General features: G+C 71.2%; 19 protein-coding genes. 6 read left to right on the top strand and 13 right to left on the bottom strand.

Going from position 1 to position 21,626, the window contains the following annotated elements; all coding sequences use genetic code 11:
• Positions 1-65: 65 nt before the first annotated feature.
• Both ACIBNA_RS01390 and ACIBNA_RS01385 read right to left on the bottom strand, forming a co-directional pair.
• Positions 66-419: an ATP-binding protein gene (locus ACIBNA_RS01390; protein WP_399163232.1), complete on the bottom strand. Its 354-nt coding sequence runs from the start codon at positions 417-419 to the stop codon at positions 66-68.
• Between the two features lie 141 nt (positions 420-560).
• A complete protein-coding gene (locus ACIBNA_RS01385) occupies positions 561-1,718 on the bottom strand; it encodes an adenosine deaminase (protein ID WP_399163231.1) in 1,158 nt (385 codons plus the stop codon).
• Positions 1,719-1,841: 123 nt separating this feature from the next.
• Here ACIBNA_RS01385 and ACIBNA_RS01380 point away from each other — a divergent pair, with 123 nt between their 5' ends.
• Positions 1,842-2,600: an alpha/beta hydrolase gene (locus ACIBNA_RS01380; protein ID WP_399163230.1), complete on the top strand. Its 759-nt coding sequence runs from the start codon at positions 1,842-1,844 to the stop codon at positions 2,598-2,600.
• Positions 2,601-2,697: 97 nt separating this feature from the next.
• Here the strand turns inward: ACIBNA_RS01380 and ACIBNA_RS01375 are convergent, their stop codons facing one another.
• A complete protein-coding gene (locus ACIBNA_RS01375) occupies positions 2,698-3,657 on the bottom strand; it encodes a LysR family transcriptional regulator (RefSeq protein WP_399163229.1) in 960 nt (319 codons plus the stop codon).
• Positions 3,658-3,720: 63 nt separating this feature from the next.
• Between ACIBNA_RS01375 and ACIBNA_RS01370 the strand changes: the two genes are divergently transcribed.
• The 3 genes from ACIBNA_RS01370 to ACIBNA_RS01360 all read left to right on the top strand — a co-directional run bounded on the left by ACIBNA_RS01370 (position 3,721) and on the right by ACIBNA_RS01360 (position 7,389).
• Positions 3,721-4,992, top strand: coding sequence for an MFS transporter (locus tag ACIBNA_RS01370; protein ID WP_399163228.1), 1,272 nt, complete (start codon positions 3,721-3,723; stop codon positions 4,990-4,992).
• A 100-nt stretch (positions 4,993-5,092) separates the two neighbouring features.
• On the top strand, positions 5,093-6,253 hold the full coding sequence (dnaN, locus tag ACIBNA_RS01365; RefSeq protein ID WP_399163227.1) for a DNA polymerase III subunit beta: 1,161 nt from the start codon (positions 5,093-5,095) through the stop codon (positions 6,251-6,253).
• A 119-nt stretch (positions 6,254-6,372) separates the two neighbouring features.
• Positions 6,373-7,389, top strand: coding sequence for a sigma-70 family RNA polymerase sigma factor (locus tag ACIBNA_RS01360; RefSeq protein WP_399163226.1), 1,017 nt, complete (start codon positions 6,373-6,375; stop codon positions 7,387-7,389).
• On the opposite strand, the gene ACIBNA_RS01355 is transcribed toward ACIBNA_RS01360, so the two are convergent.
• Positions 7,273-7,659, bottom strand: a complete 387-nt coding sequence (locus ACIBNA_RS01355; RefSeq protein WP_399163225.1) for an STAS domain-containing protein — start codon at positions 7,657-7,659, stop codon at positions 7,273-7,275. The two genes, ACIBNA_RS01360 and ACIBNA_RS01355, sit on opposite strands and share 117 nt — an antisense overlap.
• 136 nt (positions 7,660-7,795) lie before the next feature.
• Here ACIBNA_RS01355 and ACIBNA_RS01350 point away from each other — a divergent pair, with 136 nt between their 5' ends.
• Positions 7,796-8,716: an AEC family transporter gene (locus ACIBNA_RS01350; RefSeq protein WP_399163224.1), complete on the top strand. Its 921-nt coding sequence runs from the start codon at positions 7,796-7,798 to the stop codon at positions 8,714-8,716.
• Positions 8,717-8,722: 6 nt separating this feature from the next.
• Here the strand turns inward: ACIBNA_RS01350 and ACIBNA_RS01345 are convergent, their stop codons facing one another.
• The 9 genes from ACIBNA_RS01345 to ACIBNA_RS01305 all read right to left on the bottom strand — a co-directional run bounded on the left by ACIBNA_RS01345 (position 8,723) and on the right by ACIBNA_RS01305 (position 20,166).
• Positions 8,723-9,316, bottom strand: a complete 594-nt coding sequence (locus ACIBNA_RS01345) for a Uma2 family endonuclease (RefSeq protein WP_399163223.1) — start codon at positions 9,314-9,316, stop codon at positions 8,723-8,725.
• A 96-nt stretch (positions 9,317-9,412) separates the two neighbouring features.
• On the bottom strand, positions 9,413-10,690 hold the full coding sequence (locus tag ACIBNA_RS01340; RefSeq protein WP_399163486.1) for a thymidine phosphorylase: 1,278 nt from the start codon (positions 10,688-10,690) through the stop codon (positions 9,413-9,415).
• Positions 10,691-10,781: 91 nt separating this feature from the next.
• Entirely contained in the window at positions 10,782-11,186 is a 405-nt protein-coding gene (locus ACIBNA_RS01335; RefSeq protein WP_399163222.1) for a cytidine deaminase, read from the bottom strand.
• Positions 11,183-12,448 (bottom strand): ABC transporter permease, encoded by a 1,266-nt coding sequence (locus ACIBNA_RS01330; protein WP_399163221.1) that lies wholly within the window; start codon positions 12,446-12,448, stop codon positions 11,183-11,185. Before ACIBNA_RS01330 ends, ACIBNA_RS01335 begins: the two co-directional genes overlap by 4 nt.
• Positions 12,445-13,566 carry an ABC transporter permease gene (locus ACIBNA_RS01325; protein WP_399163220.1) on the bottom strand — a complete coding sequence of 374 codons (1,122 nt, stop codon included), beginning with the start codon at positions 13,564-13,566 and terminating at the stop codon, positions 12,445-12,447. The genes ACIBNA_RS01330 and ACIBNA_RS01325 overlap by 4 nt, the downstream gene beginning before the upstream one ends.
• Positions 13,566-15,137, bottom strand: a complete 1,572-nt coding sequence (locus ACIBNA_RS01320) for an ABC transporter ATP-binding protein (RefSeq protein WP_399163219.1) — start codon at positions 15,135-15,137, stop codon at positions 13,566-13,568. Before ACIBNA_RS01320 ends, ACIBNA_RS01325 begins: the two co-directional genes overlap by 1 nt.
• Before the next feature lie 207 nt (positions 15,138-15,344).
• Entirely contained in the window at positions 15,345-16,391 is a 1,047-nt protein-coding gene (locus ACIBNA_RS01315) for a BMP family protein (protein WP_399163218.1), read from the bottom strand.
• Between the two features lie 279 nt (positions 16,392-16,670).
• A complete protein-coding gene (locus tag ACIBNA_RS01310) occupies positions 16,671-17,717 on the bottom strand; it encodes a BMP family protein (protein WP_399163217.1) in 1,047 nt (348 codons plus the stop codon).
• Between the two features lie 1,216 nt (positions 17,718-18,933).
• The gene (locus ACIBNA_RS01305; protein WP_399163485.1) at positions 18,934-20,166 is read right to left on the bottom strand and encodes a M20 family metallopeptidase; all 1,233 of its coding nucleotides are present in this window, start codon (positions 20,164-20,166) and stop codon (positions 18,934-18,936) included.
• A 300-nt stretch (positions 20,167-20,466) separates the two neighbouring features.
• Between ACIBNA_RS01305 and ACIBNA_RS01300 the strand changes: the two genes are divergently transcribed.
• Complete coding sequence (locus tag ACIBNA_RS01300; protein ID WP_399163216.1) at positions 20,467-21,147, top strand: class I SAM-dependent DNA methyltransferase; 681 nt, start codon at positions 20,467-20,469, stop codon at positions 21,145-21,147.
• The last annotated feature ends 479 nt before the right edge of the window (positions 21,148-21,626 follow it).

Raw genomic sequence — 21,626 nt, 5'->3', positions numbered from 1 at the left:
CGATGGGGCGCACCCTGTGTCCGGGGGTGCGCCCCATCGGTGTGTGGTCCGCCCGGGTGGGAGGTTCAGCCGACCGGAGCGCCGTTCACCGGCAGGCCGTGCGCGGGCAGGCCCTCCACCGGCACACCCCCGAGCAGCTTGCCGGCCGACCCGGTCGGGCCCTCGGCGAGCAGCTGCTCGGCGACCGGCTGGGCGGCGGCCAGACCGGTACCGGTCGCCGTCTGCCCCTGGCCCAGCACCTCGCCCGTACCCGGCAGCGTCTGGGAGAGCTGCTCCGCCGGGAGCGCCTGGGTGACCGTCTCCAGCGTCTGGGTGGTGTCCGGGACGGCCGGGGCGGCGTTGGCGGCGCCCGCACCGGCGGCGGCGAAGGCGGCACCGAGAGCGGCGACACCGAGGGACTTGGCAGCAGACTGCTTCATGAAATGCGTCCTCATAATGGGATGATGGGGTGTGTGAGCGGTCCAGCGACCGTAATCACGCGGCGCCATCCGTCGCAAACATCGGAATGCGGACGGATTGTGAACACCGCCCGCATTCCCTGTGTGCCGATATCCCTCGGATCAGCCCTCCGAAGACGAAGAACCGCTGGTGGAGGCGGTCTGCCGGAACAGCCATTCGGATTTCAGCTCGGCATATCCGGGCTTGATCACGTCATTGATCATGGCCAGCCGTTCATCGAAAGGAATGAACGCCGACTTCATAGCATTGACAGAAAACCATTGCATGTCATCGAGCGTATAACCGAACGCCTCGACCAGGTGCGCGAATTCCCGGCTCATGCTGGTGTGCGACATAAGACGATTGTCCGTGTTGACCGTGGCACGGAAATGCAGCCGGCGCAGCAGTCCGATGGGGTGCTCGGCGTACGAGGCCGCCGCCCCGGTCTGGAGGTTGGAGCTCGGACACAGCTCCAGCGGGATGCGCTTGTCCCGGACGTACGAGGCGAGCCGCCCGAGTTCGACCCTGCCGTCCTCGTGGACCTGGATGTCGTCGATGATCCGCACCCCGTGCCCGAGCCGGTCGGCGCCGCACCACTGGAGGGCCTGCCAGATCGAGGGCAGCCCGAAGGCCTCGCCGGCGTGGATGGTGAAGTGGTTGTTCTCGCGCTTGAGGTACTCGAAGGCGTCGAGGTGCCGGGTGGGCGGGTAGCCGGCCTCGGCACCGGCGATGTCGAAGCCGACGACGCCCAGGTCCCGGTAGCGGTTGGCGAGTTCGGCGATCTCCAGGGCGCGGGCCGCGTGCCGCATGGCGGTGAGCAGGGCACCGACGCGGATGCGCAGGCCCTTGTCCCGGGCGCGGCGCTCCCCTTCCCGGAAGCCCTCGTTGACGGCCTCGACGACCTCTTCGAGGCTCAGCCCGCCCTCCAGGTGCTGCTCGGGGGCGTAGCGCACCTCGGCGTAGACGACGCCGTCCTCGGCGAGGTCCTCGGCGCACTCGGCGGCGACCCGCACCAGGGCGTCGCGGGTCTGCATGACGCCGACGGTGTGGGAGAAAGTCTCCAAGTACCGCTCCAGAGAACCGGAGTCGGCGGCCTCGCGGAACCAGACGCCGAGCTTCTCCGGGTCGGTGTCGGGGAGCTGGGAGTAGCCGGTCGCGTGGGCGAGTTCGACGATCGTGCCGGGGCGCAGTCCGCCGTCGAGGTGGTCGTGCAGCAGAACCTTGGGCGCCCGGTGGATCTGGTCCGGTGTCGGGGTGTTCGCGATGGTCTGGCTCGTCATTTCCGCACTCTAACTCCTACGCGCGTAGATGGCGCGTCCTCGTGTCCTTTACGTTTCCGTCGATACGTAACGGTGACCCCAAGGACGGGTCGAGTACACCCGAGCTTCTGACACTGTTCTGTCATGGCACACCAACCGACGCCGGTTCGCAGGGCCCGGCTGGGCAGGACATTCGGTCCGGATCCGTCGGCGGTGAGCGGCGTGGTGCTGCTGCTCCCCGGCGGCGACGAGGTCTCCCGCCGCAGGCCGTCCCCCATGGTGGCGACCGCCTCCGTACGCGCCCTGGGGCGCCGCCTGGCCCGCGCGGGCCGGGACGAGGGGCTCGTCACGCACGTGGTGCACTACCGCTACCGCGGCTGGAACGGCAGCGAGGCCAACCTCGCGGTCGACGCGGCCTGGGCGGCCGAGGAGGTCGTACGGCGTTACGGAGACGTTCCCGTCTGCCTCGCCGGCATCGGCATGGGCGGCCGGGCCGGGTTGCGGGCGGGTGGGCACGAGGCCGTCAACTCCGTGCTGGCGCTCGCTCCCTGGCTGCCGGAGGAGGATGTGGCCGCGCCACCCGAACCGGTGAAACAGCTGGTGGGGAGGCAGGTGCTGATCGTGCACGGCACGAACGACGAGCGGACGGATCCCGAGTTGTCGTTCCGGCTGGCGGCGCGGGTGAAGAAGGCGAATCGGGATGTGTGCCGGTTCGAAGTGCACGCGGACGGGCACGGGTTGAGTCAGTACCGGGACGAAGTGCTCGCGCTGGCCGAGGACTTCGTGATGGGGGCCTTGTTCGGGCGGGCCGTGTCCCGGCCCGTGCGGGATGCGTTCGCCGCGCCGCCGCCGTTGGGGTTGCGGATGCCGTTGGCCGCGGGGTTCAGTCCTTCGAGGCGGTAGCGCCGCTTGAGGTGCCTGTGGTTTTGGGAGTGCGGGTGGTCTGTGGCTGGTCGCGCCCCCGCGGCGGAGCCGCATATTGAACACAGCGCCGCGCCCCTCAGGCCAGAAGACTTCCCCTCCTTGAAAGCAAGAACTTCTTGAACGCTGCTACCGGGGGTGTGTCCGGGTGGCCTTCCAGCCAGGCCACGCCGATCTCGCGGGCTGCTCGGGGGGCGGTGACCGTCAGTTCGACCACGCCAGGGCGCGGGACCGCCGGTGGGGGCAGGAGGGCTACTCCCAGGCCCGCTGCCACCAGGCCCCGCAGGGTTTCCGCCTCCTCTCCCTCGAAGGCGATGCGGGGCTTGAAACCGGCCTCCTGGCAGAGGTCGTCGGTGATACGGCGGAGGCCGTAGCCGGGCTCCAGGGTGACGAACATTTCGTCCGCGGCCTCGGCGAGGCGGATGCGGCGGCGGCCCGCGAGGGAGTGGTCCGCGGGGACGACCAGGCGGAGCTTCTGTTCGTCGAGGCGGCGGGCCACCAGGTCGGGGGCGTCGGGGACGGGGGACGTCAGGCACAGGTCCAGTTCGCCGGCGCGGAGGCGTTCGAGCATGGCCTCGCCGTAGTTCTGGACGAGGCTGAAGCGGACGCGCGGATGGTCGGCGCGGAAGGCCTGGAGGAGACCCGGGACCGTCTCGGCGCCCATGGTGTGCAGGAAACCGAAGGCGACCTTGCCGGTGGCGGGGTCGGCGTCGGCCCGCACCTCCTCGGCGGCGCGCTCGACCTCGGCCAGGGCGCGCTCGACGGAGGTGAGGAAGGTGCGCCCGGCCGGGGTGAGGGAGACCGTGCGGCCGTGGCGGGCGAAGAGGTCCACGCCGAGGTCCTGCTCCAGGCGGGCCATGGCCCGGGAGAGGGTCGACTGGGGGACGTTCATCTCCTGGGCGGCGCGGGTGACGTGCTCGGTGCGGGCGACGCCGGCGAAGTACGCGAGGCGGGGGGCCAGCACCTTCGACATCTCCGTCATGTCTTCTGTGTCACTGGATGGTGACAGCCGAGCCGTTGAGCTGTGTTGATGCGCCATGGGAACGATTATGGCCGATCCATGCATTGGACGGATCAGTGAGCACGTACGTAGGTTCGAAGCATGTCTCCCGCCAGTACCGGGGCGTCCACGATCGTGGGCGCCGATGCCTCTGCCCCTGCCGCCGACTCACGTATGTCCCCGGGCGGGCCCGGCTACCGCCGGATGAGCCTCGCCCTCTTCCTCGCGGGTGTCGCCACCTTCGCGCTGCTGTACTCCACACAGGCGCTGCTCCCGCTGATCTCCGGCGAGTTCGGGGCGGCGGCGAGCGACGCGAGCTGGACGGTGGCCGCCGCGACGGGCGGGCTGGCGCTGTTCGTCCTGCCGATGAGCGCCCTGTCGGAGCGCTTCGGGCGGCGTACGGTCATGACGGCCTCGCTGGCCGTGGCGGTGACCGTCGGACTGCTGGTGCCCTTCGCCCCGTCGCTGGGTGTCCTGGTCGTGCTGCGGGCGCTCCAGGGCGCGGCCCTGGCCGGGCTGCCCGCGTCGGCGACGGCGTACCTCGCGGAGGAGGTCAGCCCCAAGGCGCTGGTCACCGCGATCGGACTGTTCGTCGCGGGCAACAGCGTCGGCGGGATGAGCGGCCGGGTCATCACCGGCTGGGTCGCCCAGGAGTGGGGCTGGCGGGTCGCCGTCGGTGTGGTCGGCGCGCTCGCGGTGGCGTGTGCGGTGGCCTTCCGGGCGCTGCTTCCGGCACCGAGGAACTTCCGGGCGGGTTCGCTGCGTCCCGGCGTGCTGGCCCGGACGGTCCGTGACCACCTGTCCAACCCGCTGCTGTGCCGGCTGTACGCGATCGGCGCGCTGTTCATGACGGTGTTCGGCGGCGTGTACACGGTCATCGGCTACCGGCTGACCGAGGCGCCGTTCTCGCTGCCGCAGGGCATCATCGGCTCGGTCTTCCTGGTGTACCTCGTCGGTACCGTGTCGGCGTCGACGGCCGGCCGCCTGGTGGGCCGGCTGGGCCGCCGGGGCGCGCTGTACGCGGGCGGCGGTACGACGGCGGCGGGTCTGCTGCTGTCCCTGGCCGGCTCCCTCCCGCTGATCCTGCTGGGCCTGGTCCTCATCACGGCGGGCTTCTTCGCGGGCCACGCGGTGGCGTCCTCGGCGGTCAGCAAGACGGCCACGACCGGCCGCGCACAGGCCTCGGCGCTCTACCAGTCGGCGTACTACATCGGCTCCAGCGCGGGCAGCACGGTCGGCGCGATCGCCTTCCACGCGGGCGGCTGGGCCGGGACGGTCGGGGTCGGCCTGCTGGCGGTCCTGGGCGTCGTCACGATCACGGTCTTCGGGACGCGGGCGGCACGGATGCAGCGACGTCTGGCCACGGCCGCCTGAGCCCGGGGACGGGCCGTTCCCCCTGGTCGGGGCCGGTTGTCAGTGGGCGCGGATAACGTCCGCCTCCGCTGACCACCGGATTCGAGCAGGGGGATTTTCCATGGAGTTCCGCATCGACCGTACGGCGTTCGCCGAGGCCGTGGGCCGGGCGGTACGGGCGCTGCCCGCGCGGACGCCGGTGCCGGTGCTGGGCGGTCTGCTGCTGGAGGCGGACGCGGGACGGCTGGCCGTGACGGGGTTCGACTTCGAGGCGGCGGTACGGGTCGAGGCAGACGCCGAGATCGCGGTGCCCGGGCGGGTGCTCGTCCTGGGGCGGCGGCTGCTTGACGTCTGCCGGGTGCTGCCGGACGGGCCGGTGAGCTGTGCGCTGGAGGCGTCGCGGTTCGCGGTGGAGGCGGGCGGTACGCGGTTCGGGCTGTCGACGCTGCCCCTCGCCGAGTACCCGGCGCTGCCGGCGCCGCCCGCGCCGTACGGCACCGTGGACGCCGCCGCGTTCGCGACGGCCGTCGCCCAGGTCGCCGTCGCGGCCGGGCGCGACGACACGCTGCCGCTGCTGACGGGCGTCCAACTGCGCCTGGACGGCGGGGAGATGACACTGGCCGCTTCGGACCGCTACCGGTACGCCGTGCGGCGGCTTCAGTGGCAGCCGGGGGCGGCGGCCGACGGTGTGGTGGAAGCGCTGCTGCCCGCGCGACGCCTGCTGGATGTCGCACGGTCGCTGGGGCGCTGCGGGGACGTAGTGATCGGGTGGGACCCGGCCGCCGGCGGCGGGCTGATCGGCTTCGAGGGCGGGCGGACACGGACGGCGCTGCGGCTCCTGGACGGGCGGCTGCCGACGTACAAGTCACTGTTCGACATGGCGGGGGCCGCGGTCGCCGAGGTGGAGTGCGAGGGGCTCGCCGAGGCCGTGCGGCGGGTCGCGGTGGTGGCGGAGGCGAACAGTCCGGTGCGGTTGGACTTCTCGTCCGACGGGTCCGTCATGCTCCGCGCCGGCTACGGCGACGACGTGGCGGTCCAGCGGCTGCCGGCCACGCTGAGCGGCGCCGACGAGATGCCGGTGGCCTTCAACCCGGCCTATCTGCTGGACGCGCTGACGTCCTTCGAGAGCCCGCGCGTGCGGCTGGAACTGCTCGGTGCGGGGCAGCGGGCGCTGCTGCACGCGGCGCCGGGCGACGGGGCCGCCGAGGCAGCCGGGGAGATGCCCCGGGAGCCTGCCGGAGAGCACCGGCATCTGCTGATGTCGGTGAAACAGCTGGTGTGAAGCACTGCGCCTGCCTGCGCTTTTGTGCACTCGGAGGGCCGCTGTCAGTGGGCTGCGGTAGCTTCCGAAGTGCTGGACGCGATGGCGCGTGACAGAAATTCCACAGGGGTGGGTGGACGATGACGAACGGCACGGCGACACCAACAGATCTGGACACCAGGCTGGAAGCACACCGGACCGAGCTGACGGGGTACTGCTACCGGATGCTCGGCTCCTCCTTCGAGGCCGAGGACGCGGTGCAGGACACGATGGTCCGCGCCTGGCGCAGCTACGACAAGTTCGAGGGGCGCTCCAGCCTCCGCTCCTGGCTCTACCGCATCGCGACCAACGTGTGCCTGGACATGCTGACCGCGGGCAACAAGCGCGCCAGGCCCATGGACCTGACCGAGTCCACCCCGCTCGCCCAGGCGGCCCTCTCCCCCCGCCCGGACAACACCTGGCTGGAGCCCATGCCGGACGCCCGTGTGCTGCCCACGACCGACGACCCGGCGCAGGCGGCGATAGCCAAGGAGTCCGTGCGGCTCGCCTTCATGGCCGCCCTGCAGCAGCTGCCGGCCAAGCAGCGGGCCGTGCTGATCCTGCGCGAGGTGCTGGCCTGGAAGGCCAGCGAGGTCGCCGAGCTGCTGGGCACGTCCGTGGCGTCGGTCAACAGCGCCCTGCAGCGGGCCCGCGCGACCCTGGCCGAGCGGCAGGAGCCGGGCGCCGACGCGACCGTCTCCGACCCGCTGAACGAGGACCAGCAGAAGCTGCTCGACCGCTATGTGGCGGCCTTCGAGGGCTACGACATGACGGCGCTGACGGCCCTGCTGCACGAGGACGCGGTCATGACGATGCCGCCGTTCGACCTGTGGCTGACCGGCGTCGGCGACATCACCGGCTTCATGACCACCCTCGGCGCGCCCTGCGCGGGCTCCCGGCTGGTGCCCGTGCAGGTCAACGGCCTGCCGGGGTTCGCGCAGTACAAGCCCGACCCGGAGAAGGGCGGCTTCACGCCGTGGGCGGTCCAGGTGCTGGAGATCTCAGACGGCCGGATCACCGGGTTCCACTGCTTCCTCGACACCCAGCGCTGGTTCCCGCTCTTCGACCTGCCCCTCCACCTCGAAGCGGAGACCGACCAGGTCGAGCAGGGCGCGTAGGGCCGGGTCGGGGTCGCGCAGCCGTATCCGTCCCCCGGCCCGGCGGGCGGCGAGCTGGAGGCGTGCGAGCAGGTCGACGGCGGCGAGCCCCGGCGGCCCGAGGCCTCCGACATCGCACACCACGACCCGGGCACGGCTGGCGTGCAGCAGTGCCCTCACGTCGTCGCTCAGTCCGCTCACCTCGTCCCGGGCGACGGGGCCGGGGAGCACGAGCACGGGGGGTGTCATGGCGTCCACGATCGGTAGACCGGGCGGGCGGCGGTAACTCATCGCGGCTGTCCGTCCTTTCGGCGCCGTGAGGATCACATTGACCTCGGTACGGCCTTCCCCGGAGGGTTGGCTGTATGCCCCATGCATCTGCCCCTCCCACGCTGTCCGATGCCCGCGTCGCCGGTGAGGGGGCGCCGTGCAGGGGGTGCTGAGCGGTTTCGCGGTCATCGCGGTCGTCATCGGGGTCGGCTATCTGATCGGTCGCCGGGGATATCTGGGCGACGGCGGGCGCGAGGTGCTGACCAGGCTGGCCTTCCACGTGGCGTCTCCCGCCCTGCTCTTCACGACCCTCGCCCAGGCCGACCTGTCGGTGATCTTCTCCGACCGGCTGCTGGTCACGGCGATGAGCACGGCAGCGGCGGCGGGTGTCTTCGTGGCGGTGGGTGCCGCGCGCGGCTGGGGTGTGGGCCGGACGACGATCGGCGCGCTGTGCTCCAGCTACGTCAACTCGGGGAACCTCGGCATCCCGATCGCGGTGTACGTGCTGGGCGACGCGTCACTGGTCGCGCCGGTGCTGCTGTTCCAGCTGGTGGGCGTCACGCCGGTGGCGCTGACGGTCCTGGACCTGGCGAGCGGCGGGGAGAAGCGGCCCCTGTGGCAGCGCCTGCTCACGCCCCTGCGCAACCCGATAGCCCTGGGCTCCCTGGCCGGCGTGGCGACATCGGCGTCGGGCCTCACGGTGCTGGGCCCCCTGATGGATCCCCTGACCCTCATCGGCAACATGTCGGTCCCGGCGGTCCTCCTGGCCTTCGGCATCTCCCTGCGCGGCAGCACGCTCCCGCTGCGCGGTGCGGAAAGGGCCCCTGTCCTCCTCGCCGTGACCCTCAAGGCGGTCGTCCAGCCCCTGGTCGCCTGGGCCCTCGCAGCGGGCGCCTTCGGCCTCCACGGGGCCTTGCTGCTCGACGTGGTGGTGACTTCGGCGCTTCCGGCGGCGCAGAACCTGTTCACGTACGCGAGCAGTTATCGGGTGGGCGAGGTGCTGGCGAGAGAGGCGATCTTGTTGTCGACGGTGTTGGCGGTGCCGGTTCTGGTGGTGGTGGCGGCGCTTCTCGGGTGAGGCTCCTCAGCTTGCGGGGAACTCGTCCGTGTCGAGCGCGAGGTTGAACGGCTCCGGCAACACGACCTGCTCGCCGAACTTCCCTGCGCGCAGGACCCGGTAGACGTCTCCTTGCGGTTCGCCGTACAGCGTGATCGTGGGTCCGCCGGGGGCCCAGCCGTCGATGAGCAGGTAAAGCGGGACACCGGCCTGGGCGTATCCTGCGGCCTTCTTGATCCGGTCGTTGGCCGCATTGGACTGAGACGTGATCTCGACGACGAGTTCTGCCGCAGCCGCTGGAACGAAGTTCCCGCCCCCGTCACGCAGAACCTGCCTGGGGACAACTGCGAGATCAGGAACGTAGAGCCCCCCACGAGACGGGACCGCCGTACCCAGTGTCTGGTAGATGCCCCAGTGCCTGGGGATGACCTCGTACAGCGCCCGGTGAACCAGGTCGGCGATGTCGTTGTGGGCATTGGACGGCGGTGGCGCCACGGTGACGATCCTCTCGATGATCTCCACCTTGCAGCCCTCGGGCGCGTCCGTCTCCTGCCAGATTCGGACGAGGTCGTCCCACTCGTGGCCGCTGGCCGTCGAGTGGTCGACGGTGAGTGCGCTCATGGCGGTTCTCCAATCGGTGCGTCACCGATCCCAGCATGCCGAACGGGACCGGTGGCGGTCCACCGATCCCGTTCACCCGAAAGGGAAACCGCCTGGTCAGGCGATACGTTCCAGCACCACCGGCGACGCCGTGAAGGCCGTCCCCGGCGCGGCGATGTCGTACGAGCCCGCCACCGCCTCCAGCGCGTACGCGAACCGCTCCGGCGTGTCCGTGTGCAGAGTCAGCAGGGGCTGGCCCTCGCTCACCGTGTCGCCCGGCTTCGCGTGCATCTCCACGCCCGCGCCCGCCTGGACCGGGTCCTCCTTGCGCGCGCGGCCCGCGCCCAGGCGCCAGGCGGCGACGCCGATGCCGTAGGCGTCGAGGCGGGTCAGGACGCCCGAGGCCGGGGCCTTGATCACGTGCTGTTCGCGGGCCACCGGAAGCGCCGCGTCCGGGTCACCGCCCTGGGCCGTGATCATGCGGCGCCAGACGTCCATCGCCGAGCCGTCGGCCAGGGCCTTCGCCGGGTCGGCGTCCTTCACGCCGGCGGCGTCCAGCATCTCGCGGGCCAGGGCGATCGTCAGCTCGACGACGTCCGCCGGGCCGCCGCCCGCCAGGACCTCCACCGACTCGCGGACCTCCAGGGCGTTGCCGGCCGTCAGGCCGAGCGGGGTCGACATGTCCGTGAGGAGCGCGACCGTCCTCACGCCGTGGTCGGTGCCCAGGCCCACCATCGTGGAGGCCAGTTCGCGAGCGTCCTCCAGGGTTTTCATGAAGGCGCCGGTGCCGACCTTCACGTCCAGGACCAGGGAGCCCGTGCCCTCCGCGATCTTCTTCGACATGATCGAGGAGGCGATCAGCGGGATCGCCTCGACCGTGCCCGTGACGTCGCGCAGGGCGTACAGCTTCTTGTCGGCCGGGGCCAGGCCGTCGCCCGCCGCGCAGATCACCGCGCCGGTGGTGTCCAGGACGGACAGCATCTCCTCGTTCGAGAGCAGGGCACGCCAGCCGGGGATGGACTCCAGCTTGTCCAGCGTGCCGCCCGTGTGGCCGAGGCCGCGGCCCGACAGCTGCGGGACCGCCGCGCCGCAGGCGGCCACCAGAGGGGCCAGCGGGAGCGTGATCTTGTCGCCGACGCCGCCCGTGGAGTGCTTGTCGGCGGTCGGGCGGGACAGGGACGAGAAGTCCATGCGCTCGCCGGAGGCGATCATCGCGGCCGTCCAGCGGGCGATCTCGCGGCGGTTCATGCCGTTGAGCAGGATCGCCATGGCGAGCGCGGACATCTGCTCGTCGGCGACCTCCCCGCGGGTGTACGCGTCGATGACCCAGTCGATCTGCGCGTCGCTGAGTTCGCCGCGGTCCCGCTTGGTGCGGATGACGGAGATGGCGTCCATGGCCATGGCTTGGCTTCCTTCCGAGGGTTCCAGAAGCCGTACGGCCCCCCTGAGCCGGTCGCGTGAGCAACTCAGGAGGGCCGCACGGGAGTTACTTGCTGAGGTGGCCCGGGCCGAATGCCTGGGGCAGCATCTGCGACAGCGGCATGATCCCCGCCGGGGTCTCCAGCAGCAGGTCCGGGCCGCCGAACTCGTACAGCAGCTGGCGGCAGCGGCCGCACGGGACGAGCGACTCGCCGTTCCGGTCGACGCACGTGAAGTGCGTCAGCCGGCCGCCGCCGGTGTTGTGCAGCTCGGAGACCAGGCCGCATTCGGCGCACAGGGCGAGCCCGTACGAGGCGTTCTCGACATTGCAGCCGGAGATGATCCGGCCGTCGTCGACCAGGGCCGCCACGCCGACCGGGTAGCCGGAGTAGGGGGCGTACGCCCGGGACATGGCGTCCCGGGCCACCGCGCGCAGCTTCTCCCAGTCGACGTCCGGGCCGGCGTCGGTCACTTGCCCTGCCCCTTCCGGTACGGCATGCCGTTCGCCCTGGGCATCCGCAGGCGCTGGGCGGACAGGGCGAGGACCACCAGGGTGATGACGTACGGCGTGGCGGAGACGACCTGGTTGGGGACCTCGTCGGTGGTCGCGTACCAGGTGAACACCAGGGCGCCGGCGATCAGGGTGGCCACGGCCGGGACGTACTTCTTGCGGACGACCAGCCAGATCGCGCCGATGACCAGCAGCAGCGCGCCGAGCAGCAGCAGGGCGTGGACGTTGGCGGAGCCGCCGCGCAGGTTGAGACTGTCGGTGTAGCCGAACAGGCCCGCGCCGAGGGCGAGGCCGCCCGGCATCCAGTTGCCGAAGATCATCGCCGCGAGGCCGATGAAGCCGCGGCCGCTGACCTGGCCCTCCAGATAGAAGGGGTTGGCGACGATCGACAGGAAGACACCGCCGAGGCCGGCCAGGCCGCCGGAGATGATCACGGCGATGTACTTGTACTTGTAGACGTTGACGCCGAGGGACTCTGCGGCGACCGGGTTCTCGCCGCAGGAGCGCAGCCGCAGGCCGAACGCGGTGCGCCACAGCACCCACCAGGTGCCGGGGATCAGCGCGACGGCGATCAGGGTCAGCCAGGAGACGTTGGTGACCAGGCCGCCGAGCAGGCCGGCGATGTCGGAGATGAAGAACCAGCCCTGGTTGTTGAGGTCCCTGAGCGCGTCGGACAGGCCCGGCACCGTGAAGCTGCCGAGGGAGTCGACCGCCGGGGACTGCTTGGCGGAGCCGCCCGTGTGGCCCTCGAAGGCGAGGGGCGCGAGGTAGCGGGTGGCGCCGAGGGCGAGGATGTTGATGGCCACACCCGAGACGATGTGGTTGACGTTGAAGGTGACGGTCACGAAGGCGTGCAGCAGGCCGCCGATCGCGCCGCCGGCGATGCCGACCAGGACACCGGTCCACGGGCCCCACTGGAAGCCGGCCCAGGCGCCGAACCAGGTGCCGAGGATCATCATGCCCTCGAGGCCGATGTTGACCACGCCCGCGCGCTCGGCCCACAGGCCGCCGAGACCGGCGAGGCCGATCGGCACGGCGAGCTGGAGCGCGGTGGACATCTGGCTGACGTTGGTGATGCCGTCGGCGCCGGTGATGAGGCGGACGGTCGAGGTGAGCGCCAGGCCGCCGGCGATGATCAGCAGCAGGACGGGCAGCGACAGGCGGCGGCCGGTCGGCGCCGCGGGCTGCAGCGTGGGCTGGTTGAGGTCGGTCACGGTGGTCATCGGCCAGCCACCTCCTTCGTGGTGTTGTTGTTGCCGAGGACGTGACCGGCGGCCAGTTCGGCGCCGACCCGGCGCTGCTGGCGGCGCAGGCCCCACTCGCGGACGGCCTCGTAGGAGACGACGACCGAGAGCACGATCAGGCCCTGCATGATGACCGCGATCTCCTTGTCGTAGCCGTGGAAGTCGAGCTCGGGCGAGGCCTTGTCGAGCCAGGCCCACAGCAGGGCGGCGAAGGCGATGCCCACGGGGCTGTTGCGGCCGAGCAGGGCGATGCCGATGCCGAGGAAGCCGATGCCCGTGGGGAAGTTCAGGCTGTAGGTGTGGGTGTCGCCGAGCAGGATCGGCAGGCCGGCGAGGCCCGCGATGCCGCCGGAGATCAGCATGGCGCTGAGCACCATGCGCCCCGGGTCCACGCCGCTGGCCGCGGCGGCGGTCTGCGAGGCGCCGGAGGCGCGCAGGTCGAAGCCGAAGCGGGTGCGGTTGAGGACGACCCAGTAGCCGATGCCGAGCAGGACGGCGAGCAGCACCAGGCCGTAGATCTCGCCGGCCGCGCCCATGCCGATGCCGGGGATCCAGCCGGACTCGTGCATCTCGCCGGTGGTGTTGTTGTTGCCGACCTTCACACCGAAGACGCTCGGCAGCCACAGGTAGGCGATCACGGAGGTGGCGATCGCGTTGAGCATGATCGTGGCGACGACCTCGCTGACGCCCCGGGTGACCTTGAGGACACCGGCGATGCCGGCCCAGAAGGCGCCGGTGAGGACGGCGGTCAGGAGCAGCAGCGGGACCTGGAGGGCGGCCGGCAGGGCGACGTGGGCGCCGACGATCGCGGCCAGCATCGCGCCGAGCTGGTACTGGCCGTCGACGCCGATGTTGAACAGGTTCATCCGGAAACCGATGGCCACCGCGAGCGCCGCGATGTAGTACATCGACGCCTGATTGATGACCAGCACCTGGATGTCCGAGAAGCCGATCTGCTCGAACATCAGGGCGAACGGCTCGACGGGGCTCTTGCCCGACGCGACCAGCACGATCGCGCTCAGGACGAAGGCCACGGCGAGCGCGATGACCGGTCCGGCCACCGCGAGGAGCACGCGCTCCCTGTCGAACTTCTTCATCAGCGGGCCTCGTCTTCCGGAGACTCGGGGGCGTCGGCCTTCGAGATCTCGGGGGTCTCTTCGTGCTCGAGGTGCCCGGTGGCGGCACCGGTCATGGCCGAGCCGAGCTCCTCGGGGGTGATGGTGGCCGGGTCGGCGTCCGCGACCAGCTTGCCGTTGTAGATCACGCGCAGCGTGTCGGACAGGCCGATGAGCTCGTCCAGGTCGGCGGAGATCAGCAGCACGGCCAGGCCCTCGCGGCGGGCCTCGCGGATGTGGTCCCAGATGGCGGCCTGGGCGCCGACGTCCACGCCCCGGGTGGGGTGGGCGGCGATCAGGAAGCGCGGCTTGTGGCTCATCTCGCGGCCGACGATCAGCTTCTGCTGGTTGCCGCCGGACAGGGAGGCGGCGGTGACGTCGATGCCGGGGGTGCGGACGTCGTACTCCGTGACGATCCGGCGGGTGTCCTCCTGGGCCGCCTTCGGGTCCAGCCAGACGCCCTTGGCCAGGGGCTTCTCGGTGACGTGGCCGAGGATGCGGTTCTCCCAGAGGGGGGCCTCCAGGAGCAGACCGTGACGGTGGCGGTCCTCGGGGATGTAGCCGATGCCCTGCTCGCGGCGCCTGCGGGTGGGCCAGGCGGTGATCTCCTCGTCGGCGAGCCGGATGGTGCCGGAGTCGGCGTGCCTGAGGCCGATGAGCGCGTCGACCAGCTCGGTCTGGCCGTTGCCCTCGACGCCCGCGATGCCGAGGACCTCGCCCGCGTGGATGGTGAAGCTGATGTCGTCGAGGAGGGCCTTGCCGCCGGGGGCCGCCAGGCGCAGCTTGTCGACGCTGATGACCGGGCGGTCGGTGACCGTGGACTCGGCCGTCTCGGGCGTGGGCAGTTCGCTGCCGACCATCATCTCCGCGAGCTGGCGCGAGGTGGTCTCGGCGGGGACGGCCGTGCCGACGGTGGTGCCGCGGCGGATGACGGTGATCTCGTCGGCGACGGAGAGCACCTCGCCGAGCTTGTGCGAGATGAAGATGACCGACAGGCCCTCGGAGCGCAGTTCGCGCAGGTTGACGAAGAGGGCGTCGACCTCCTGCGGCACGAGCACGGCGGTCGGCTCGTCCAGGATGAGGATGCGGGCGCCGCGGTAGAGGACCTTGAGGATCTCCACGCGCTGGCGGGCGGCGACGCCGAGCTCCTCGACCAGGAGGTCGGGCTCGACACCGAGGCCGTAGCGCTCGGAGAGCTCCTTGATCTTGCGGCGGGCCTTGGCGCCGATGCCGTACAGCTTCTCGCTGCCGAGCACGACGTTCTCCAGGACCGTGAGGTTGTCGGCGAGCATGAAGTGCTGGTGGACCATGCCGATGCCGCGGGCGATGGCGTCGGCCGGCGAGGAGAAGCCGACCTGCTCGCCGTCGACGGCGATGGTGCCCTCGTCCGGCTTCTGCATGCCGTAGAGGATCTTCATCAGTGTCGACTTGCCGGCGCCGTTCTCGCCGACGAGGGCGTGCACGGTGCCCTTGCGGACGCTGAGGTGGATGTCGTGGTTGGCCACGACGCCCGGGAAACGCTTCGTGATCCCGGCGAGCTCGACGGCGGTCACCGATTCCTGGACCGCCGCTCCGGCCGGAGGGCTGCTGGACGCGTTGATGGCGCACTCTCCTGGGGACGGGGGTCGTCTACGCGCGTAGCGCCCCTACGGCATACAAAGGGGCCGACGCACCGCGACAACGGGGTACGAGGAGCAGCCTCCCCGTACCCCGTTGAGCGGACGTAACCCCGGGGTTACTGCCTGCTCAGCAGTCGGTCGTCAGCTGCTCTTGACCTTGATCTCGCCGCTGATGATCTTCTCCTTGGCCGTCTTGATGGCTTCCTGGAGCTCGGCGTCGTCCGCGAACTTCGGGTTGGAGTCCGACAGGCTCACCTCGCCGGTCTTCAGATCGCCACGAACGATACCGGTCTCGGGCTTGCCGTCCTCGACCGACTTCGCCAGGTTGTACACCGCCTTGGCGACGTCCTTCATCGCCGAGGTGAGGATGAAGTCCTTGTACTTGGCAAGGGCGGCCTGCTTGTACTGGTCGGAGTCCACACCGATGGCCCACACCTTCTTGGCGGCGGCGGCCTCGATCACTCCCTGGCCGGACAGACCGGCGGCCGCGTAGACCACGTCGGCCTTCTTCTCGATCTGGCCCTCGGCGGCCGTCTTGCCCTTGTCGGGGCTGGAGAAACCGCCCTCCTCGGCCGTCTGGGTCAGGTACTGGGAGAGGACCTTGACCTTCGGGTTCGTGTCCTTGACGCCCTGCTCGAAGCCCGCCTGGAACTTGTGGATCAGCGGGATGTCCACGCCGCCGACGAAGCCGACGATGTTCGACTTGGTGCTCTTGGCGGCGGCGACACCGGCCAGGTACGAGGCCTGCTCCTCGCTGAAGACGAGGTCGGCGACGTTCTTGGTGTTGATCGTGGCGTCGTCGACGATGCCGAAGGTGGTCTTCGGGAACTTCTCCGCGGCGCCCTTGACGGCCGAGGCGTACGCGTAGCCGACGCCGATGACCGGGTTGTAACCCTGCTTGGCCAGCGAGGCCAGGCGCTGCTCCTTGTCGGCGTCCGTCTCGCCCTCGGTGGGCTCCACGTCGGCCGTCTCGTAGCCGAACTCCTTCTGCGCCTGCTCCAGACCCGCGTACGCGGCGTCGTTGAAGGACTGGTCGCCCTTGCCGCCGACGTCGTACGCGATGGCGAGACCCTTGTTCCCCTTCGAGTCCGACGACCCGGAGGTCGAGGTGCTGCCGCAGGCGGCGAGGGCGAGGGCCAGGGAGGCGGTCGCTGCGCCTGCGACCGCGATCCGGGAAATCCGGCGCATGTGTGGGTGCTCCTGTCGTACAAGCTTGCACAAGCGCCGGACGGTTCGGCTGCGGCGCTGGTTTCGCCGCAGATTAACGCGCGTAGACCTGCCTGAAAACCCCTTCTGTCCACCTTGTTATGCGCCCGTGCCCAAGCCATCACCGGGTCTTGGCCCGGGGGTTGCCGACCGCAAACGGGAGGTGGCGCTGGGTGATCCGGGCGGCCGGGGCCCGGGAACGGCGGAGCGGGCGGGCACTGTGGGTGCCCGCCCGCTCCGGCTGTCGTCCTGACGGTGCGTCTACTCGGTCTTGACCTTGATGGAGCCGTCGATGATGCCTTCCTTGGCCTTGTCCACGGCGTCCTTGAGCCCTGCGATCTTGCCGTACTCCGGGTTCGCCTCGGAGAGCCCGACGCCGTTGACCTTCAGGTCGAAGGTCTGGGTGCCGGTCAGCGGCTTGTCGTCGTGCACGGACTTGGCCAGCGCGTAGACCGCGCCGCCGACGTCCTTGAGGGCGGAGGTGAGGATGTACTGCTTGTACGAAGCGAGGGCGGCCTGCTTGTACTGGTCGGAGTCGACGCCGATCGCCCAGACCTTCGCCTTGGCGGCGGCCTCGATGACACCCTGGCCGGAGAGGCCGGCCGCCTGGTAGACGACGTCGGCCTTCTTCTCGATCTGGCCCTCGGCGGCGGCCTTGCCCTTGTCGGGGCTGGAGAAGCCGCCCTCCTCGGCGGTCTGGGTCAGGTACTGGGAGATGACCTTGACCTTGCCGCCGCTGGTGTCCTCGACGCCCTGCTTGTAGCCGGCCTCGAACTTGTGGATCAGCGGGATGTCGACACCGCCCACGAAGCCGACCGTGTTCGACTTGGTGGCCTTGGCGGCGGCGACGCCGGCGAGGTACGAGGCCTGCTCCTCGGCGAAGACGAGGGAGGCGACGTTCTTGGCCTCGACGACGGAGTCGACGATGCCGAAGGTGGTGTCCGGATACTTGGAGGCCACGGCCTTCATCGCCGGGCCGTAGACGAAGCCGACGCCGATGATCGGGTTGTAGCCCTGCTTCGCGAGCGAGGCCAGGCGCTGTTCCTTGTCGGCGTCGGTCTCGCCCTCGGTGGGCTCGATGTCGGCGGTCTTGTAGCCGAACTCGTCCTTGGCCTTGGTCAGGCCGGCATAGGCGGCGTCGTTGAAGGACTGGTCACCCTTGCCGCCGATGTCGTAGGCGATGGCGAGACCGCGGTCGTTGCCGTCGCCGCCACCGCTCTCACCGCTGGTGCCGCCACAGGCCGTGGCGACGAGGCCCAACGACGCGACCCCCACCGCGACGCGGGTCAGTTTGGAAATCCGACGCATCTTGAAGTTCCCCATTCTCCAAAGCCCCGCAGCGGGTGCTCGGTTCGGCGCACATTAACGCGCGTAGACACTCCTGGGAACGGGTCGCTGCGGGGCCGTTATCCATTCGTGCCGATGGCCGGTTACGCCCTTGTGAACCACGGGGTCGAACAGGGTCGAAAGGTGCACTCGGGGACACGGCGCGTGCCTGCTCGTCACGCGCACCAGGCTGCCCCGGGGCTGCCCGGGGCGCAACCGGAGGCTCTGGGAGGCTCCGCGGGGCGGGGGTGGTCGTGGGGCGGGCGCTCTGCCGGGCGGGGCGGGCGTGGGGCCAGGGGCTCCGCCGGGCGGGGTCGGGCGACGGGCGGGGGGGTTCCGCGGGGCGGGGGCGACATAGGGCGAAGACTCCGCGGGGCGGGGCGGGGTCGGGCGACGGGTGGAGGCTCCGCCGGGCAGGCGGCGGGCGGGCGATGACTCCGCGGGGCGGGCGGGGGCCAGGGGCTCCGCCGGGCGGGGCGGGCGTCGAGCGGAGGCTCCTCCAGTCGGGCGGCGGGCGAAGGCTCCGCCCGGCTGGGGAGCGAGCATCGGGCGAAGACTCCGCCGGGCGGGCGGAACCAGGCGTCAGCCGGGCGGGGGCCAGGGTGTTCTCCGGGCCAGCCCCAGGGGTGCACCACCACCGGACGACACGCCGGGCGGCCTGAGGGGAAACCGCCGGACGGCCGGGGCCGGGGCCCCGGCGGGCGTCAGCCGGGCGGGCGGAACCAGGCGTCAGCCGGGCGGGGGCCAGGGTGTTCTCCAGGCCAGCCCCAGGGGTGCACCACCACCGGGCGACACGCCGGGCGGCTGAGCGGGAACTGCCGGACGGGCCCGGGGGCATGAGTCCGACGGCCTGCCGGCGGGTGTCGGGCTCGGATGAGCCAGGGGCCATGCGGCCGAGAGACCGGAGGGGGAGGCCGGAGGAGTCCGGAGTCGTGCGCCCTACCGCCGTGCGGTCACGCCACCCGGCAGGCCGGCTTCCTGCCCGTCGGACGTGAAGCCGCGCGCCGGACCGCCCAGCCGCCACGGCCAGCAGACCAGCCCGGAGCGGTCCGCGCCGACACGCCCTCACCCACTCGATACGCGCAGAGCCCACCCGCAGTCGACAGACCGCAGGCACCCACCCGGCAAGCCCAGGGCCACCCGCACCCGCAGACCACGCAGGTCGCCCGAGACCCCTCAGCACCCCGGTGGCCAGCCCTTAGCGCAGGCCGTCGACCAGGGCCGCGGCCGTGAAGAGTTCCACGCCGACCGTGATGGCCGACTCGTCCACGTCGAAGTCGCCCTGGTGGAGGTCGCGTACCTGGCGTTCGCCGGGAGTGCGTACACCGAGGCGGGCCATGGCGCCGGGGACGCGCTCCAGGTACCAGGAGAAGTCCTCGCCGCCGAGGCTCTGCTCCGTGCCGACGACCGACTCGACGCCGCGTCGGGCGATCATGGCGTCGCGCAGCAGCTCGGTCACGCCGGGCTCGTTGACGACGGGCGGGACGCCGCGGACGTAGTTGATCTCCGACTTGGCGCGGTACAGGTTGGCGACCTCGTCGATCGCCGCGACCACGACGTCGGGCGCCTGCCGCCACGCCTCGATGTCGAGGCACCGCACGGTGCCGGAGAGCTCGGCGTGCTGCGGGATGACGTTGGGCGCGTGCCCGGACTCGACGCGGCCCCAGGTGATGGCGAGCCCGCTCCGGCTGTCGAAGCGCCGGCCGACCAGGGCGGGTACGTCCGTGACGACGCGGGCGGCCGCCGTGACCAGGTCGGTCGTGAGGTGGGGGCGTGCGGTGTGCCCGCCCGGGCCGTCCAGGGCGATCTCCAGCCGGTCGCAGGCGGAGGTGATGGGACCCTCCCGGAGTCCGACCTGCCCCGCGTCCACGCGTGGGTCGCAGTGCACGGCGACGATCGCGCCGACCCCTTCCAGCGCCCCGCACTTGATGACGTCGGCGGCACCGCCGGGCAGTACCTCCTCGGCGGGCTGGAAGATCAGCCGGACGGGGCGGGGCAGCAGGCCCTGCTTGTGCAGTTCGGCGAGGACGAGACCGGCGCCGAGGACGACGGTGGTGTGCACGTCGTGGCCGCAGGCGTGGGCGCGGTCGGGCACGGTCGAGCGGTACGGGCAGTCGCTCTTCATGTCGGGGATGGGCAGGCCGTCGATGTCGGCCCGCATGGCGAGCATGCTGGGGCCCCCGGCCCACTGTTCGCCCTCTACGCCGATGTCACAGACGAGTCCTGTCCCGACGGCGAGTACGCGCGGCTTGAGGCCGGCCTGCTCGAGCCGCTCCTTGATCGCGGCTGTCGTGCGGAACTCCTGGTTGCCCAGCTCCGGGTGCATGTGCAGGTCGCGTCGGAACGCGATGAGCTCGGCGCGCAGAGCGTCGGGCAGCGCGCCGGGAAGCACGGCTCCCCCGGGAAGGTCGACCTCGGACTCCAGTGACATCAATTGCTTCACCCTCTGAAGGGTAGGGCGCCAGGGCGGTCGTCCGACCCTCGATCAACAAAACTTCAACCCGTTCGGGGAAGAAAATATGACCGCCGAACGCATAGCTATCAACTGAGATGGGTAAGCTCGCCCGCCTTTAGGGCCGAGCCGGTCACCACGACCCACAGAGTGTGACATCGGCCACACATGACTCACGGCGCCGGTATCCATCCATCCTCCTCCACGGATACCACGCCCTGCGCGGGGAACACGGCCTTGTTCGTCTGGCGGACGCACGGCCCCGATAGTGTGCGCCCCGTGCGCGCCGACAGCCCCGAGTTCGTCCAGTCCACCCAGGCCTCGTACGACGCCATCGCCGAGGACTATGCCGCCGGGTTCCCGGACAGTCTCGCCGGTAGACCGCTGGAGCGGGCCCTCCTCACGGCCTTCGTCGACCTGGTGCGGGCCCCCGGGGCGCCGGTGCAGCCGCCGGTCGCCGACATCGGCAGCGGGCCCGGACACGTGGCGGCCCGGCTGCACGACCTGGGGCTGCCGGTGTTCGGGGTGGACGTCTCACCCCGCATGGTGGCCCTGGCCCGCCGGGCGCACCCTCGGCTGCGGTTCCACGTCGGTTCGATGACGGCCCTGGACCTGCCGGACGAGACGCTCGGCGGCATCGTCGCGCTGTACTCGATCATCCATGTGCCGGACGACCATCTGCCCTCGGTCTTCGCCGGGTTCCACCGCGTCCTGGTGCCGGGCGCGCCCGTGCTGCTCGGGTTCCAGTCCGGTGCCGAGGACGGCCGGGCGCACCTCACCGAGCGCTTCGGGCAGAAGATCTCGCTCGACTACTACTGGCGCACCCCGGAGACCGTCGCGGCGCACCTCACGAAGGCGGGCCTGGAACTCCACGCCCGTGTGCTGCGGGAGCCCGAGGGCGAGGAGCAGCATCCTCGGGCGTTCCTGCTGGCACGCAAGCCGGCGTCCGCCGACGCGTGAGCCTCACGGGGTGGTGGTGCCAGCCTGCCGTGCGCGAGCCCGGCCCCCGACCTGTTCGTGAGCCCGCCGCGGTCTGGGCCTGAGTCCGCTCTGGTGGGCTGAGTGGGCCCGACCCGAGCTGTGCGTGAACCGCCGCGGTCTGGGCGTGGGCCGCTTCTGCCGACGCGTGAGTCCGCCGCGAGTCGTGGGTCCGTCGCCACCTGGCCTGCCTGAAACGCCAGGTCCACGAGGTCCGCCTGAGCGGCCGGCGCCGCCTGAGCCGGCCGACCCCGCCGTTTCCCGAGGCGCCCGCGGCACGTCAGCCGACGGCCACCCCGCCCTCAGCGGCTACCGCCCCGGCCGGCTCGCCGGGCTCGCCGCACTCGCCGAGCCCGCCATCCCGCCCGAACCCGCCGCGCCCGTGATACTCCCCGGACCCACCGGGCCCGGCCGGACCCGCCGGTCCCCAGGGCATCTCCCGCACGTCAGCCGACAGCAAC

Source organism: Streptomyces sp. NPDC050164 (assembly GCF_044459945.1).
Classification (GTDB): Bacteria; Actinomycetota; Actinomycetes; order Streptomycetales; family Streptomycetaceae; genus Streptomyces; species Streptomyces coeruleorubidus_A.
Note: the sequence above shows the minus strand (reverse complement) of the source record. Positions and strands in the feature narration are given on the sequence as shown.